Origin of the sequence: Paraburkholderia caffeinilytica, assembly GCF_046030355.1 — a bacterium.
In the GTDB taxonomy this organism is placed as follows: Bacteria; Pseudomonadota; Gammaproteobacteria; order Burkholderiales; family Burkholderiaceae; genus Paraburkholderia; species Paraburkholderia caffeinilytica_B.
This window is the reverse complement of sequence record NZ_JAQQCQ010000003.1, coordinates 78,762-95,275: the sequence shown is the minus strand read 5'-3', so window position 1 is coordinate 95,275 and position 16,514 is coordinate 78,762. Positions and strand designations below refer to the sequence as shown.

Here is a 16,514-nt window from a genome sequence, read left to right as displayed (position 1 = left end):
CTGCGACTGGGAATGTTATATCATTACATTGAAAAATAAAAATGACAACCCGATGGAAGGCACTGCGAGCGATTGGGGACAGCCAGGCGGGCGTTTCACGACTGAGCGGCGATCCGGATTCGGACCGCCGCAGTCGTTTGACGGGAGGGAGAGGGGTGCTTGCGTGCGCTTTCGACGAATGGTGTGCCCGCGCCGCGGCGGTGGTCGGATAGCGCGCGGCCGTCGGAATCGACTCGACGGCTCATGCATCAGCCCACTTGCAACTGGGCGTGCTTGGCTGCGTCTTCGATCACTGCGGCGACTTCTTTCGGACGCGATTCGTAGACCGAGTGGCTCGCGCCGGCGAGTACCGTTGTGTGGCTATGCGCACGCGCGTAGTACCAGCGTTCGAGGTCGGGATTGATAATCTTGTCGTCGGCTGCGACGATGCCCCAACTCGGTTTGCTGGTCCATGCGGCCACGGTCAGCGGCGTCGAGAAGACTTTCGCTGCAGTCAGGATTTGCGCGTGCGATTCGAACCGGGCTTCCTTGAGCGGCAGATCGGCGGCGAAATCCTTCGGGAAATCCGCGGGATTCAGGAACGTATAGTCGTCGCCGGTCTTCATGATGGCGCCTGCTTGCTTCGACGTGTAGCTGGGCATGCCCTTGCCCAGCGCGCTTTCATCTTCGCCGACGGCCGGTGCGTGCGCAGCCACATACACCAGGCCGACCACGTTCGGGTGCACGCCGGCCTCGGTGATGACCGAGCCGCCATAACTGTGTGCCACGAGGATCGTCGGGCCATTCTGCTGGTCGAGAACGCGCTTGGTTGCGGCGACGTCGTCTTCGAGCGAGCTCAACGGCTCCTGCACGATCGTGACGTGGTAGCCATCTTTAGTCAGCCGCTCATAGACCGGCTTCCAGCCTGACCCGTCCACCCATGCGCCGTGTACCAGCACGATATTGTGGACCGGGGCATTCTGCGGCTGGGCGTCCTGTGCCATTGCGCCGGTTGATGCGAAAAGACAGGCTGACAGGGACAAGGCCGAGGCAACGAGAGGCAAAAATTTCATGACACACTCCGCTGGTAGTAGTGGGATTGAGAAAAACTGGTTGATTGCCGTAAAAATAGTAGGAGTACTGTTCATACTGAATATGAAACTGAACCCCACGGCGCATCGTCCGCGATTAGCCGCCGAAGTACGGTGTGCAGAAGCTTACAGGGCCCACACACGTTGTCATAGCCATGCCTGCTGAACCGGTGGGTGTGGTGGACGAACGTTGGCCTGCCGCCGTCGAACCCGACATCGCCGGGCCCTCGCCACTTGTGCTCATCTTCAGGCGCGCGGCCTGTTGCGAGAAAATCGGGTTGATCTCGGGATAGGACGTGTCGGTCACGAGGCGCGAGCCGTTAGCTTCTGCCTGAACCAGTTCCTGCCGTACTTCCGCACGGGTCTTTTCCTGTGCCGATGCCTGGGTGACTGCGCCAGCGGACGCAAGAAGGATCATTGAAAGCGTCATTGCAATGTTGAGTTTCATTTTGGATACCTGATTAATGGTGATTGAATCTAACTATCTGTGTGATTGAAGAACGGTGTCTTTACTTGCCCACCTCGGTGATTCACGTGCTGTTGGATCGGCGCAGAAGCGTATCTGCCGCAACTCGTAGACTGTCTGTTTGTTATCGTCTATGTAGGGGCAAACACATCGAGTGGCCGCTTATTCCATCTTTTTTCAGTCTCGAGGAAAGGCGTGAATCTTACATTCCCCTGAATGGGTGCGCGCACAAACAGTTTCGCGTGACAAGGTTGCCCTGACCGATTTGTGCGCCATCCCCATTCCGCCCGGAGCGGTCAGCTGTGGGTGCCGGACACTCACCGCAACGCTGAGCGTTCAGGTTCTAACGCGGGGCATCTCATACATCGCAGCGGCAACGTCCGTGTGCCCCGGTTTGGCCGGTTCTACGTGCGTGATTTGTGCCTGCCGGCCCGGCACCAGCAATACCGGACAGCACGCATTGCGCACCACGCGTTCGGCGACGCTGCCGAGAAACAGACGCTTGAAGCCGCGCCGGCCGTGCGTGCCGAGCACCAGCAGGTCCGCATTGAATTCGTTCGCCGTGATGCGGATGCGCTCCGAAATGTCCTCGCCGATTGGCGCGACGTCCACCATCCGCGGCGTGCCGGCCACGTTCACGTGTTTCATGCGGGCCAGTGCGTCCGCCAGCAATCGCTGACCCTCTTCCACGAACGCGCCACGCAGGATCGTCGGATCGTAGCCGGAGGCGTCGTATGCCACCAGTGGGTTGTCGACGACATACAGCGGTTGCAGTTGCGCGCCGCTCTCGCCCGCGAGTTGCAATGCGGCGTTGAATGCGAGCTCGGACGTTTCGCTGCCGTCGATCGCCACCAGAATGCGTTTATACATATCAGCCTCGGAGAGTGGGTTCAAAGCGTTGCGGTGTTCCCTTAACGGGGCGATCGCCGGATGCGGTTCAAATGTTAGCGGAATATCTCGGCGATGAGGTTGGCCACCGTGCGGATGCGCTCGCTATCGCGCAGGGCGGGATGCAGCACCATCCACACATCCTGGTCGAGCGCCTTGATGTGCTTCTCGATGCAGACGAGATCGCTCGTGGTGTCGCCCGCGAGCTGGGCCAGCACGCCGAGTCCAGAGCCGCCCAGCACGCCGTCGAATACGCCCATGCCATAGCTGCTGCGAAGCGAGGGCGCGGGCGCGCCGGGCAGGGTTTTCAGCCATTGCGTGGCGGGATGATCGGGCTGCCGGTCGTCATAACCGACGAACGACAGTTTGTCCCATTCCTTCCGCGTAATCGCCGCCTTGTGGCGCAGATAGTAGTCGCGCGAACCGAACAGCCCGAAGCGGATCCGGCCGATTCGCCGGACATACAGATCGCCCTCGTCGGGGCATTCGGACCACAGCGCGATGTCCGCTTCGCGGCGCGCAAGGCTATACGGCCGTCGTGAAGTCAGCACCTCGATAGTGAGGCCGGGCAGCCGGTCCTGAAACGAGCCGAGCAGTTTAAGCAAAATGTAAGACGGCCATTCGACGGCGTTGATCCGCACCGTGCCATGAGCCGCGGCGCCGCCGGTCACGTCCGCGGCGCGCTCGATCTGGTGGGCGAGATCCTCCATCTGCTCGGCCCAGGCCAGTACGCGCGCGCCGAATGCCGTCACCGTGCAGCCCGACGGCACCCGGTCGATAAGCGGCTCGCCCAGCCGCCGTTCAAGCTCGGTCAGGCGGCGCGACAGGGTGGGCGGACTCAGATCGCATGCCGTCGCGGCGGCTCGCATCGTGCCGCCGCGCGCGATCGCCACCAGAATCCTCAGGTCGTCCCAGTCTACGTGTTCCATTTTTGAAACGCTCAATTTTGAAATTGGGCATAGCATAACGTGGATCGCGAGGATAGCATTGGATCTGGCCATACTCGTCCCAGCATCTGGCAAAGAAACCCGAGGGTTTCAGCGGCCGTTGGCGGCAAGTTTGGCGAACCAGCCCATCACACGACTCAACGGCTATCAGTCAGTATGTAGACCGAATGAGCGATACGGAGACATCAATGATTCGTCATTTCCAACCGGCGCGGCGTCGCGCCATCGTAGCCAGCGCAGCTTTCCTCGCAGTGTCGATCCTGCCGATGCCCGCGGCGTTCGCTCAGGCCGCGCACAAGCCGAAAGTCGCGCTGGTGATGAAGTCGTTGGCGAACGAGTTTTTCCTGACCATGGAAACCGGCGCGAAAGACTATCAGAAGCAGAACCCCGCGAAATTCGATCTCATCACGAACGGTATTAAGGACGAAACCGATACGGCTAACCAGATTCGTATCGTCGAACAGATGATCGTGTCGAAGGTCGACGCACTCGTCATTGCCCCGGCCGATTCCAAGGCGCTGGTGCCGGTTCTCAAGAAAGCGGTCGACGCCGGCATCATCGTGGTCAACATCGATAACCAGCTGGACCCGGCCGTGCTCAAGTCGAAAGACCTGAACATCCCGTTCGTCGGCCCGGATAACGCGAAGGGCGCGCTGAAGGTGGGCGACTACCTGGCCAAGCGCCTGAAGTCGGGCGACAACGTTGCCATTATTGAAGGCGTCTCGACCACCACGAACGCGCAGCAACGCACGGCCGGCTTCAAGCAGGCCATGGCGACGGGCGGCATGAAGGTCGTCTCGCTGCAGTCGGGTGAGTGGGAAATCGACAAGGGCAACGCCGTAGCGAGCCAGATCCTCAATGCCAATCCGGACGTCAAGGCGTTGCTGTGCGGCAATGACAACATGGCCATCGGCGCGGTCTCGGCTGTGCGCGCGGCAGGCAAGGCCGGCAAGGTGCAGGTGGTGGGCTACGACGACATCGACGCGATCAAGCCGATGCTCGCCGACGGCCGCGTTCTCGCCACAGCCAATCAGTACGCCGCCAAACAGGCCGTGTTCGGTATCGATACGGCTTTGAAGGCACTCTCCGAGCACAAGAAGCAGTCGGAATTGTCGGGCGTCGTCGAAACGCCTGTCGATCTGGTCACCAAGTAAGATTGGGGTAACACGTGGCCCGCGTCGTGTGCGGGCCACGCCGCCTGATCTTTGTCTGGCTTTATCAATCTGATGTCCACTCCCAACCTATCCCTTACCGATGCCCCGCCCGTGCTGAGTGTTCGCGGCATCGGCAAGACCTACGCCGGGCCCGTGCTCGCCGATATCTCGCTGGACCTGTACGCGGGCGAGGTGCTGGCGCTGACCGGCGAAAACGGCGCGGGCAAGAGTACCTTGTCCAAGATCGTCGGTGGCCTCGTCACGCCGACCACTGGTTCGATGACGCTAGGCGGCGCGGCTTACACGCCGGCCAGCCGCAAGGACGCCGAGGCGCTGGGCGTGCGCATGGTCATGCAGGAGTTGAACCTGCTGCCGACCCTCTCGGTGGCGGAGAACCTGTTTCTGAACCGTTTGCCGCAGCGCGGCATGTTCGGCTGGATCGACCGCGCCAAACTGCGCGAGGACGCCCGCCATGCCATGGCGCAGGTCGGGCTCGACGCGATTCACCCTGACACGCTGGTGGGCACGCTGGGCATCGGCCACCAGCAGATGGTCGAGATCGCGCGCAATCTGATCGGCGATTGCCGCGTGCTGATCCTCGACGAACCCACGGCAATGCTGACCGCCCGCGAGGTGGACCTGCTGTTCGAACAGGTCGAGCGGCTCAAGGCGCGTGGCGTGGCGCTGGTGTATATCTCGCACAGACTGGAAGAATTGAAGCGTATTGCCCGGCGCGCTGCCGTGCTGCGCGACGGGCGGCTCGTGCATGTCGACGAGATGGCGAATCTCCCGGCGGACCGCCTGGTCACGCTGATGGTTGGGCGCGACATCGGCGAGCGGATCGATCTCGGCGAACGGCGCATCGGTGGCGTGGCGTTCAAGGTCACGGGCATGACGCGTGAGCCGGTCGTGCGCGACGTGTCCTTCGAAGTAAAGGCAGGCGAAATTTTCGGCATCAGCGGCCTGATCGGTGCCGGCCGCACGGAATTGATGCGGCTCGTCTACGGCGCCGATCGCGCGGATGCCGGCACGGTCTCGATCGCGCATGGCGGCCCGCTTCAGCCCGTAAAGATCTCGTCGCCAGCGGATGCGGTGAAAAGCGGCATCGCGCTGATTACGGAGGATCGCAAAGGCGAGGGCCTCCTGTTGACGCAACCTATTGCCGCGAATATCTCACTCGGCCATTTGCGCGCGGTGTCGAAGAACGGCGTGGTGGACGGCCGTCGCGAGGCGGCGCTGGCGCGTCAACAGATCGACGCCATGAGCATCCGCAGCTCAGGCCCGTCGCAGCCGGTGTCGGAACTCTCCGGCGGCAACCAGCAGAAGGTGGTGATCGGCCGCTGGCTCGCGCGCGATTGCACGGTGCTGCTGTTCGACGAGCCCACCCGCGGCATCGACGTCGGCGCGAAGTTCGATATCTATGCCTTGATGGGCGCACTCGCGCGGGAAGGCCGCGCGTTGGTGGTGGTATCGAGCGATCTGCGCGAGTTGATGTCGATTTGCGACCGGATCGCGGTGATGTCGGCGGGACGGATGACGGGCCTGTTCGAGCGCGGCAACTGGACCCAGGACGCGCTGCTCGCAGCGGCATTCGCGGGCTACACGAAACGCGACGCGCTGCTGCATGAGCCGATCGAACCCGACGCACGGGCGCCCCAGGCGAAAGCGCCCGGCTCAGCGGCACCCGATCAAAAATCTGTGGAGTATTGAAGCATGACCGCACCAACCAGCCTGCCTACCGTGCAGAACGAACCGCCCAAAGACGCGAAGCCGATCGGCACGCGCCTGGGATTCTCGAACTACCTCGGCCTGCTCGGCGCCTTGCTCGGGATGATCGTCCTGTTCTCGCTGCTGAGTTCGCACTTCCTGAGCTACGACACCTTCAGCACGATCGCGAACCAGATTCCCGATCTGGTGGTGATGTCGGTCGGCATGACCTTTGTGCTCATCATCGCCGGGATCGACCTGTCGGTCGGCTCCGTGCTGGCGCTCGGCGCGGCGCTCACGAGCGTCGCGGCCTTGCAGTGGCACTGGCCGGCATTGCCCGCCGCTTTGCTCGGCATGGCGGGGGCGGCCCTGACGGGTTGCGTGACCGGCGCGATCACCGTGGCCTGGCGTATTCCATCGTTCATCGTGTCGCTCGGCGTGCTCGAAGCGGCCCGCGGTCTCGCCTACCAGATGACCAACTCACGCACGGCCTATATCGGCGATGCGTTCGACTTCCTGTCCAATCCGATTGCGTTCGGCATTTCTCCCGCGTTCCTGATTGCCATCGTCGTGATGGTTGTCGCGCAGTTGGTGCTGACCCGCACGGTGTTCGGGCGTTATCTGGTCGGCATCGGCACGAACGAGGAAGCGGTGCGCCTCGCGGGCGTCAACCCGCGTCCGTACAAGATTGCCGTGTTCGCGATGATGGGCCTGTTGGCCGGCCTCGCGTCCCTGTTCCAGATTTCGCGGCTCGAGGCTGCGGACCCGAACGCCGGCGCGGGCATCGAATTGCAGGTGATCGCGGCCGTCGTGATCGGCGGAACGAGCTTGATGGGCGGACGCGGTTCGGTGATCAGCACCTTCTTTGGCGTGCTGATCATCTCGGTGCTGGCTGCGGGCCTTGCCCAGATCGGTGCGACCGAGCCGACCAAACGCATTATCACGGGGGCCGTGATTGTCGTGGCTGTCGTGCTGGATACCTATAGAAGCCGCCGCCGTGCCGCGTAAATATTGACCATGAATGACCGTCAGCGAGCATTCGCGGAGGGTCGGCAGGAGAGTGAAAGTGTCGAAAGAAGTGAAGCCGGGCCGCGTGCTCGTGGTGGGCAGCATCAATACCGACCTCGTCGCCCGCGCACCGCATTTGCCGCGACCCGGCGAGACGATCAGCGGACAGGCGTTCTCGCAGGTGGCCGGCGGCAAGGGTGGCAACCAGGCCGTCGCGGCCGCGCGCATCGGCGCGCGCGTGGCGATGGTGGGCCGCGTGGGGCAGGATGCGAACGGCGCGCAGCGGGTCAAGGATCTGGAAGCCGAAGGGATCGATTGCGCGGGGATCGAGGTCGACCCCGCGCAGCCTACCGGCGTCGCCATGGTGACGGTGTCGGACGACGGCCAGAATACGATCGTCGTGGTCGCGGGCAGTAACGGTGAACTCACGCCGGAAGGCGTCGCGCGCCACGAAGCGGCGATCAAGGCCAGCGACGTGGTGGTCTGCCAGCTGGAAACGCCTTGGGATTCCGTTCACGCGACACTCGCGCTCGCCCGGCGCCTCGGCAAGATCACCGTGCTGAACCCGGCGCCAGCAACGGGCCCGCTGCCCACGGAATGGCTGCCTCTCGTCGATTACCTCGTGCCGAATGAAGTCGAAGCCGCGATACTCGCCGGCCTGCCGGTTGAATCGCAAAGCGGCGCGAGAAGGGCTGCGCTTGAACTGCAACGCGGCGGCGCCCGCAACGTGATCGTCACGCTTGGGGCGCAAGGCGCTTACCTGTTGCCGGAAGGCGGCGAAGGCATGCATTTTCCCGCACCACAGGTGCGGGCCGTCGATACGACCGCGGCTGGCGACACCTTTATCGGTGTCTTTGCCGCGCAACTCGCCGCCCGGCAGCCGCTGGAAGGCGCGATCAGCCTTGCGCAACGCGCGGCTTCGATTTCCGTCACGCGCGCCGGTGCGCAGCCGTCTATCCCGACTCGCGCGGAAGTCGAACGCGAGGCCTGAAAACGGATGCCTGTGGTGGCATGAGGCAGTCCGATTGGTCACGCCGGTAGCTTGGCGTTAAATGACGGACACCATTCTCCGGATGGTGTCCGTTGGTTTAATAGCGACTTCGGACAATTTCCCTTTGATCGTCGGTGACGATGCGGCAGCGCGCACTGCGAACCGTCGCGTCACCCTCCTCGTGGAATATTGAGTCGCAGGCTGCGTGAATATGCGGCGCATCAGCACGGGTTTCTCCACGGTACAGACGAATCAAAACCGGCCAGTTCACGCCGTCTCTTACTCAGCGCTGAGCTAAGCTGGACAGCATGTGCTTCGCGAGCATCCAGGAGGCTATGCGACGCGCGAGGCGTGAAGTTTTTTTATCCGCTGCTCGCAGAATTCCCTCGTTTGAAACCCACCGTTTCGCCGCGTGACGCGCCACCAGCAAGGCGCTGCGCCTGGTGCGCGGCGAAGAGGGTACATCGCTCACGCCACACAAAAAAATCTGCGCGGTGGCCGGCTTGTCCCACGTCCAAACGATTCATAAATCGCCCGTCAATCCCCGTAGTGCGGGCCAGCACACATAGCAATGCACACGCTGGCCGCATCAATTCCGCAACCTGTCTGCCAAAACGATCGCCGGCTGTCTCAAGCTTGCGACACATCGGTCCGCGACCCGTAAAAGCTACTTTCGTATGTTGAGACCCGGCATTTTTGACCTGGTCATTCGTCAAACCATTGTCAGTTCTTGTCGTCGAGGGTTTCCCCACCCTCCGGAAATCACGCGTTGAGCCTCGCGGCAACCCGCCGCGACGGCCGCTCACGGCGTATCAAACACGAATCATCGCGTGATGCGAATCCTCTTGCGCGGGGTGCGCCGAATCGCTCATCACCGTCCGGCAAGGCTTTGATGGCACATGGCACAGCGCGTGCAATAAGCGAGTCACAAAGCGAAACACGTTGCAGCCGGGAAGCAGCAAACGAGTGGAAGCAGCAGGCCACATTCCGGCAGCAGCAAAAAGTCTTCGTAGAACGCGTCGGGGAATTCAACGCGCTTTACGGGGTGCGGCGGGGCCAACGAAAAACGGATGTCGATAAAGCACGGCGCGAATGATCGATACGAGGTATCGGCGTTCGCGACCGGGACGACGTGACGCGCTGACCTTGCCACTTTTTCCGTCTCCGTGGACGGACCTCAACGCCGCACCGGTGGACCTGTTTTCAGGCAACTGTCGTGGCACAAACCGAAGTCAACTTTCACTCTTACGGGGGTTAGCATGAAGAACGCAATCCAGAAGTTTCTGCGCGAAGAAGACGGTGTTGCAGCGATTGAATATGGCCTGCTGGCTGGGCTGATTGCGGTGGGGATCATCACTGCAGCGACCACGTTGGGCACGGATATCTCCGCTCTCTTCACCAACATCGGGACCAAGCTCTCCGGCATCGTCATCCCGGCAGCCTGATCGCTACAAGCAGAAGTGGGTGGCGAGTCCGGTCGTCTGCTTTATCTCATCAAGCATGTTGGGGTAAAGCGACGGCTGGCTCGGTCCCAAACGGTGTCGTCCCTGACAACGGAGCGTGTGATGAACGGTGTGCCCTTACCCGTTGGACCTTGTGTATTGGCGCTCGTCATGATCGCGGCGCTGTCGGACCTCCAGACGCGGAGGATTCCGAACTGGCTCGTTGCCATGGCGCTTGTCGTCGCACTGCCGGTTCAGGTGACGCTGCACGGCGGAGCCGAAGGAATGCAAATGTGGTTGGGTGGTTGTTTGACGGGTGGCCTGCTGCTCTTGCCGGGTTATCTGATGCGGTTGATGGGTGCAGGCGACGTGAAGCTGATGGCCGCTGTCGGTGCGTTCTGCGGCGCAATCGGTGCATTCGAAATTGGACTGGCGACCTTTGTGATCGGTGGTGTGTGGTCGCTGGCGGCATTGCTCCTGCGGCGCCAGACGCTGACCGTGTTGAGCGGAGCTGCTATGCGGCTGGTCGACAGGGCTGGGTCCGATGGCGGCGCGGCGCGGCGACGTGGCGGTCTGGCAAGTGGTTCGATAGGAACCTTGCCGTACGGTGTAGCGATCGCGATAGGCAGCACGGTTGTGTTATTCGCGAACGTGTGATGAGTTAGACCGGGTAAGGTACGGCGCGCGGTCCTGACCAGCCGGCGCGAAGACGTGAGTCTCCTTAGAGAGGCCCACGTCAAGAGGATAACCAGGACGTCGTATTTGCGTGGCACGCAAACGCGATCCACCTGGCAAGCGCCTTCGCAGGAAGGCCAACCAGATTCGGGGGAGTGCGATGAACACAACGATCAAGCCAGCCGGGCTTTCGCCCGCACATCGAGTGGACCGCCGTGCGGCAGCCAATCTCGCTGCTCAAACTGTGGACGACACTATCTCCTATGTCATTGCGTCGACACCAGTGCGCCCCGTCGAATTCAGTTAATACGCCGTCATCGGATGCGGTAGCTCCATTCTCATAGCGTCGTCGGCTGACGACAGGATGCAGGAGAACGAAATGAAAAACGCCCGCGCTTTAATCATGCTGCTGATCGCGACGATTGCTGGCCTGACCGCAGTGGTCTTCGCGGCGCACTGGATGACGTCGCAGACTTCGAGCGCGACGACGAAAGTCGTCGTGGCCGTGTCGGACATCAATCTGGGTCAACGCATCTCGCCTGATTTCCTCAAAGTCACGGACTGGCCGTCGAACAGTGTGCCGCCGGGTTCGTTCTCCGACATGCAAAAGCTCGACGGTCGCGTGCTGAAGGAAAGCCTCTTGCACGGCGAGCCGATTCTCGAGGCGAAACTCTCGCCGGTCGGTACGCTCGGCGGTTTGTCGGCGGTCATCAACGAAGGCAAGCGCGCGATCACCGTGCGTGTGAACGATGTGATCGGCGTGGCCGGCTTCGCGTTGCCGGGCAACTACGTCGACATCATTGTCAATACACAAAAAGACAGCAAAGACCCGAACCCGCAGCGCGATCAGAACATTTCGAAGATCGTGCTCGAAAAGATTCTTGTGCTGGCGGTCGCGCAGGAAGTCGGGCGCGACGAGACCAAACCGAAAGTCGTCGATGCGGTGACGCTCGAGGTGTCGCCCGAGCAGGCTGAGAAGATCGACCTGGCGCGCAGCATCGGCACGCTTTCTCTTGTGTTGCGCAATCAGGTCGATCCACAGGCTACCGATACGATTGGCGCCACCAAGGCATCGCTGCTGAAGATCCCGGTGGCCGTGCCGGCAGCACCCGCACCGGCACCGGCGGTGCACATCGTACGGAAAGTAGTAGCGCGGGCGCCGGGCAACTGCGTGCGGGTGCTGGACGGTGCAGATTCAAGACAAGAATGCTTTTGACAGGCTCAGCCTGCAAGCCGTGACAAACGGCGCCATTACGGGGGTAGGACATGAACGCCAGACCGAATCATCGCGCGAAAGCGGCGAGTGCTCCGCACGTCACACAACCCAGTACGCGGCTGCGGATCGCCCAGGCGAGCGCATGCGGATTGATCGGCACGTGCCTGTGGGCGCTGCCCGCCACGCAGGCCGCCACGCAGGCCGCCGGGCAGAACGTGCCGGCGCTGCCGGACACACCGCTCAGCGTCGCGGCCAGCGGACCGGTGCATCTGACCATCGGCATGAGCGGCAGCGGTGCGCCCACCAATGGCTCGTCGCAAGCCGGCAAAGGCCCGAATTGCACAGGGCCGGTCGCCGACCATACGTCGGTGCAGATTCCGGTCGGCAAGTCGACTATGGTCGATCTGCGCGAGCCGGTGCGTACGCGCACGGTCGGCAACCCATCGATCGTGCAGGCGATGCTGGTGTCGCCGACAACCCTCTATCTGCTCGGGTCTGACGTCGGCACAACCAACATGATCGTGCAGGGCAAGAGCGGTTCGTGCACGATCATCGACGTGAATGTCGGTGCGGACCCGGCAGGCCTGCAGCAGACACTCGCGGTGCTGATGCCCGAAGAAACCGGTGTGCGCGTGAAGGCCGCTGCCGACACGCTGGTGCTGACCGGCGTGGTATCGGATTCGGTGAAGGCTGAACGCATCGTCGAACTCGCGCACGCATTCGTGGCGCGTCCTACCGCGGCCGTGCAGGGCGCCGCGCCGGCTGCGGGACCGCTACCAATCGGCGGTGTACGCGTAGCCTTGCAGCCGGCGCCGCCGCCGTCGTTGGGAAGCGGGAATTCGGAACGCGTCATCAATATGATGCATATCGCCGCGCCTCAGCAGGTGATGCTCGAGGTGAAGGTTGCCGAAGTATCGAAGACACTGATCGATCAGTTGGGCATGTCGGCCAACATCAACGGCGGGATCGGTAGCTGGAGTTTTGGCTTGCTGGCGGATTTTCTGTCAGGGGGGCTCAGCGCCATCACAGCATCGAAGGCCAACAACTCGCCGCTGAAGCTGGCGTTTGACGCCCAGAAAACGGATCAGCTCGTGAAGATCCTCGCCGAGCCGAATCTGATGGCGATCAGCGGCCAGGAAGCCAGCTTCCTGGCAGGCGGCAAGGTCTATATTCCAGTGCCGCAAAGCAACGGCACGGGCGGTACGACGATTGTGCTGCAAGAAGAGCAGTACGGTGTCGGGCTGACCTTTACGCCGACCGTTCTCGAAGGCGGTCGCATCAACCTGAAGGTCGCGCCGGAAGTGTCCGAACTGTCACCGACGGGTGTGGCGATAACTGCTGGCAGTTCGAGCAACACGACGATCCTGCCGCTGATCACAACCCGCCGCGCTTCGACCACGCTGCAAGTCTATGACGGTCAGAGCTTCGCGATTGGCGGTCTGATCAAAAACAACGTGACGGGCGCGATCAAGGGCCTGCCTGGAGCGGGCGAACTCCCCGTGCTGGGCGCGCTGTTTCGCAGCACGAGCTACGAGCAGGACAAGACGGAACTGGTTTTCGTCGTCACGCCTCGACTTGCCAAGCCGCTGCCGCAGAACTATCCGCTGCCGACGGACGGGTTTGGCGATGCAGGTGAAGCCAACGTCTATCTGACTGGCAACATGGAGGGCAAGAAGCGCGTGGCGCCTGCGGCAGGCGCTTCATCGGCCGCTGCGGCGACGTCGCCCGTGCTGGCGGCACCGACATTGCCGCAGCAACCGGCACCCGCCCCAGATCGCAACCCGGTACCGGTGTCCGGGCCCGCCAGGGTACCGGCGCCGGACGACGACCACGGCACGCCCGGCTCGCAGCCGCCCACGTCGACGAAACCCAATGACGCACCGCATAGCGAATCAGTTCCCGCGGCGGCGGTAGTCAGCGCGGCGCTCCCGGCGGACGACGACTCACACGCGGCGCGGTGATAGAGGCGCGCATCCAACGGTTATTCGGAGATCCACATGAAAACCATTCCCACACTGATCCGCCTCGCGCTGTGCGCAGGTGTGACTGCGACGCTCGCCGGGTGCCTCACCTCGACGCCCCACTGGGACGCGACCTTCGGCGATTCGGTCAATCAGGTCAAGGCAATGCAAACACTCAATCCAGATGCCTCGGCTAACACCGATCCGGTGGCGGGCATCGACGGTCCGGCGGCGGCAGCGGCGCAGAAAGGGTATGCCAAATCGTTCACTGCGCCGACGCCGCCAACCAATATGTTTACGATCGGCGTCGGCTCGAGCAGTAGTTACTGAAACAGGTCCTGCCAACAACACCTTGCAGGGTCAGCGGAGACTTGAAATGATCGACATCCTCCTGATTTCGTCCAGCGCGGAACGCGCGACGCACATCGGCGCGCAGCTCGAACAAAGCGGCGTCGCCTATCGGCTGCGCACCGTGCACGGCGAGGTGCGCCAATTGCGCGCGCATGCCACGGCGATCAAGACCGCGGATCTGTTGATCGTCGACGACGTCGATCTGACGGCGCGCGAACTGAGCGGCATCGAGGAGGCGCTCGTGCAGACGCCGCATCTGCATTGCATGCTGATCACGCCCGCGCCGTCGACCAACCTCCTGATGGCTGCGATGCGCGTTGGCGTGCGTCACGTGTTGTCATGGCCGCTGGATGAACGCGAGATCGTCGACGCGCTCACGCATGTCGCCAACAAGAAAAACGCAGGGTTGCGCCGCGAGGGACGCGTGGTATCGGTGAGTTCGTGCAAGGGTGGCAGCGGCACCACGCTGATCGCCGTAAACCTCGCGTACACCCTCGCCGCGCAGCGCGACAAGCGCGTGTTGCTGATCGACCTGAACCAGCAGTTTGCCGATGCGAGCCTGCTGGTAGCCGACAAGGCGCCGCCGGCGACGCTCGCCGATCTGTGCTCGCAGATCGACCGGCTCGATTCCGCTTTCTTCGAAGCCTGCGTGATGCATGTTCACGCGAATCTTGACGTGCTGGCCGGCGCTGGCGATCCGGTCAAAGCGGCCGAGCTGCGCCCTGCGCATCTGGAACGGATGCTTACCCTGGTGCGTGAACAATACGACGCGGTCATCGTCGATGTCGGGCAAAGCATCAACCCGCTGACGATTCATGTGCTTGATCATAGCGACGCAATCTGCATGGTGGTGCGGCAGAACATTCTCTACCTGCACTCGGGGCGTCGCATGCTCGATATTTTTAAAGAGCTGGGCTATCCGGCCAGCAAGGTGCGCGTGGTTGTGAACCAGTACGAAAAGAACGCACAGATCAACTTGCCGACGCTCGAAGAGACGCTTGGCGCGAAGGTCGCGCATCAATTGCCGCGCGACGAAAAACACGCGAACGACGCGCTCAATCACGGCATACCGGTCGTCACGGCGGCCAAGGGCAGCGCGCTCGCTCAGGGGATCGTCCTGCTCGCCGAGATGTTGTGGCCGGTTGTCGCGACGCCACGCACGGGTGTGCTGAGCCGCCTCTTCGCGACCCGGCGAAATCCCCTTCAACAGTTGAAGACCGAACACTGACCGGCTAACGGCAGCGGAGACCATCATGTCATTGCGCGAACAGATGTCGATCCAGAGCGGATTTTTGCCGGCAGATGCGGCGGGTGCGGCAGCGGCAGGTGTCGCGGCCGAGAGCCTCGCGGCGCGGCGCGCGTATCAGCAGCTCAAGATGAATATTCATCAAACGATCATCGAGCGCGTCGAACTGGATAAGCTGCAGCGTCTCTCTCCAGAACAGGTCAAGCGCGAGCTGGCGCAACTCGTCGAGCGCATTGTCGAGGAAGACAAGATTCCGATGAACGAGCTGGAGCGCCGTCGGCTCGCGCAGGACGTGCATGACGAGATGGTTGGCCTCGGACCGCTCGAACCGCTGCTCAACGATCCGACTATCTCAGACATTCTGATCAACACATCGCAACACGTGTACGTAGAGCGCCGTGGCCGCCTCGAACACACTGACGTGACCTTTTACGACGATGCCCATTTGATGAAAATCATCGAGCGCATCGTCTCACGTGTGGGCCGCCGCATCGACGAATCGACGCCGATGGTCGATGCGCGCCTGCCGGACGGCTCGCGCGTCAACGCAATCATTCCGCCGTCGGCGATCGATGGTCCGCTGGTGTCGATTCGCCGCTTCGCGGTGAATCCGCTGACCGTGACCGACATGGTGAACAACCAGAGCTTCACGCCGGCGATGGCGCAACTGCTCGAAGCACTGATCAAATCGAAGCTCAACGTGCTGATTTCGGGTGGTACGGGCAGCGGAAAAACGACCTTGCTGAATCTGCTGTCCGGTTTCATTCCCGACGACGAACGGATCGTCACGATCGAAGACGCGGCGGAACTGCAACTGCGACAGCAACACGTGCTGCGCCTCGAAACACGTCCGCCCAATATCGAAGGCAAAGGCGAAATCTCGCAGCGCTCACTGGTGCGCAACGCGTTGCGGATGCGGCCCGATCGCATCGTGCTCGGCGAAGTGCGGGGCGCCGAAGCACTCGACATGCTGCACGCGATGAACACCGGCCATGAAGGTTCGATGGCGACGCTCCATGCGAATACGCCGCGCGATAGTCTGACGCGACTGGAAAACATGGTCGGCATGGCCGGCCTGACGATGCCAATCAAGGCGATCCGCCAGCAGATCGCATCGGCGATCACGGTGGTCGTGCAAGCGTCGCGGCTGACGGATGGCCGCCGCAAGTTGATGAGTATTCAGGAAATCACCGGCATGGAGGGCGACATCATCAACATGCAGGAGATTTTCACGTTCAAGCGCACCGGTGTCGACGAAAAGGGCATGATCAAAGGTTACTTCTGCGCCACCGGCGTGCGTCCGAAGTTCTGCGACCGGCTGGCCGGCTTCGGTATCACGCTGCCCGATCAGATGTTCGATCCTTCGCGGCATCTGGACGTGTAAGCACGCGA

General features: G+C 62.2%; 15 protein-coding genes and 1 pseudogene. 12 read left to right on the top strand and 4 right to left on the bottom strand.

All coding sequences use genetic code 11. The annotated features are described in order from the left end of the window. Window positions 1-248: 248 nt before the first annotated feature. The 4 genes from PQQ95_RS05125 to PQQ95_RS05110 all read right to left on the bottom strand — a co-directional run bounded on the left by PQQ95_RS05125 (window position 249) and on the right by PQQ95_RS05110 (window position 3,353). The gene (locus PQQ95_RS05125; protein WP_408435492.1) at window positions 249-1,052 is read right to left on the bottom strand and encodes an alpha/beta hydrolase; all 804 of its coding nucleotides are present in this window, start codon (window positions 1,050-1,052) and stop codon (window positions 249-251) included. 115 nt (window positions 1,053-1,167) lie between these two features. Further along, window positions 1,168-1,518 (bottom strand): DUF4148 domain-containing protein, encoded by a 351-nt coding sequence (locus PQQ95_RS05120; protein WP_408435490.1) that lies wholly within the window; start codon window positions 1,516-1,518, stop codon window positions 1,168-1,170. Window positions 1,519-1,872: 354 nt separating this feature from the next. Continuing rightward, window positions 1,873-2,406, bottom strand: a complete 534-nt coding sequence (locus tag PQQ95_RS05115; protein WP_408435488.1) for a universal stress protein — start codon at window positions 2,404-2,406, stop codon at window positions 1,873-1,875. Between the two features lie 74 nt (window positions 2,407-2,480). Further along, on the bottom strand, window positions 2,481-3,353 hold the full coding sequence (locus PQQ95_RS05110) for a LysR family transcriptional regulator (RefSeq protein WP_408435486.1): 873 nt from the start codon (window positions 3,351-3,353) through the stop codon (window positions 2,481-2,483). A gap of 206 nt (window positions 3,354-3,559) precedes the next feature. Here PQQ95_RS05110 and PQQ95_RS05105 point away from each other — a divergent pair, with 206 nt between their 5' ends. The 12 genes and pseudogenes from PQQ95_RS05105 to PQQ95_RS05050 all read left to right on the top strand — a co-directional run bounded on the left by PQQ95_RS05105 (window position 3,560) and on the right by PQQ95_RS05050 (window position 16,506). After that, a complete protein-coding gene (locus PQQ95_RS05105; RefSeq protein WP_408435484.1) occupies window positions 3,560-4,525 on the top strand; it encodes a sugar ABC transporter substrate-binding protein in 966 nt (321 codons plus the stop codon). Window positions 4,526-4,597: 72 nt separating this feature from the next. Continuing rightward, a complete protein-coding gene (locus tag PQQ95_RS05100) occupies window positions 4,598-6,235 on the top strand; it encodes a sugar ABC transporter ATP-binding protein (RefSeq protein WP_408435482.1) in 1,638 nt (545 codons plus the stop codon). A 3-nt stretch (window positions 6,236-6,238) separates the two neighbouring features. Beyond that, window positions 6,239-7,240 (top strand): ABC transporter permease, encoded by a 1,002-nt coding sequence (locus PQQ95_RS05095; protein ID WP_115777033.1) that lies wholly within the window; start codon window positions 6,239-6,241, stop codon window positions 7,238-7,240. Window positions 7,241-7,298: 58 nt separating this feature from the next. Further along, window positions 7,299-8,231 carry a ribokinase gene (rbsK, locus tag PQQ95_RS05090; protein ID WP_408435480.1) on the top strand — a complete coding sequence of 311 codons (933 nt, stop codon included), beginning with the start codon at window positions 7,299-7,301 and terminating at the stop codon, window positions 8,229-8,231. A 109-nt stretch (window positions 8,232-8,340) separates the two neighbouring features. After that, window positions 8,341-8,424 (top strand): annotated as a pseudogene (locus PQQ95_RS05085) (motility protein B); the annotation flags it as partial. Between the two features lie 1,066 nt (window positions 8,425-9,490). Further along, a complete protein-coding gene (locus PQQ95_RS05080; RefSeq protein WP_408435478.1) occupies window positions 9,491-9,676 on the top strand; it encodes a Flp family type IVb pilin in 186 nt (61 codons plus the stop codon). A 120-nt stretch (window positions 9,677-9,796) separates the two neighbouring features. Next, window positions 9,797-10,330 carry an A24 family peptidase gene (locus PQQ95_RS05075; RefSeq protein ID WP_408435476.1) on the top strand — a complete coding sequence of 178 codons (534 nt, stop codon included), beginning with the start codon at window positions 9,797-9,799 and terminating at the stop codon, window positions 10,328-10,330. Between the two features lie 397 nt (window positions 10,331-10,727). Next, the gene (gene cpaB / locus PQQ95_RS05070; protein ID WP_408435475.1) at window positions 10,728-11,564 is read left to right on the top strand and encodes a Flp pilus assembly protein CpaB; all 837 of its coding nucleotides are present in this window, start codon (window positions 10,728-10,730) and stop codon (window positions 11,562-11,564) included. A 50-nt stretch (window positions 11,565-11,614) separates the two neighbouring features. After that, on the top strand, window positions 11,615-13,525 hold the full coding sequence (locus PQQ95_RS05065) for a secretin GspD/PilQ domain-containing protein (RefSeq protein WP_408435473.1): 1,911 nt from the start codon (window positions 11,615-11,617) through the stop codon (window positions 13,523-13,525). 36 nt (window positions 13,526-13,561) lie between these two features. Continuing rightward, on the top strand, window positions 13,562-13,855 hold the full coding sequence (locus PQQ95_RS05060; protein ID WP_408435471.1) for a hypothetical protein: 294 nt from the start codon (window positions 13,562-13,564) through the stop codon (window positions 13,853-13,855). A gap of 46 nt (window positions 13,856-13,901) precedes the next feature. Continuing rightward, window positions 13,902-15,104: a CpaE/TadZ family protein gene (locus tag PQQ95_RS05055; RefSeq protein WP_408435470.1), complete on the top strand. Its 1,203-nt coding sequence runs from the start codon at window positions 13,902-13,904 to the stop codon at window positions 15,102-15,104. A 25-nt stretch (window positions 15,105-15,129) separates the two neighbouring features. After that, complete coding sequence (locus PQQ95_RS05050) at window positions 15,130-16,506, top strand: TadA family conjugal transfer-associated ATPase (RefSeq protein WP_408435469.1); 1,377 nt, start codon at window positions 15,130-15,132, stop codon at window positions 16,504-16,506. Window positions 16,507-16,514 lie beyond the last annotated feature (8 nt).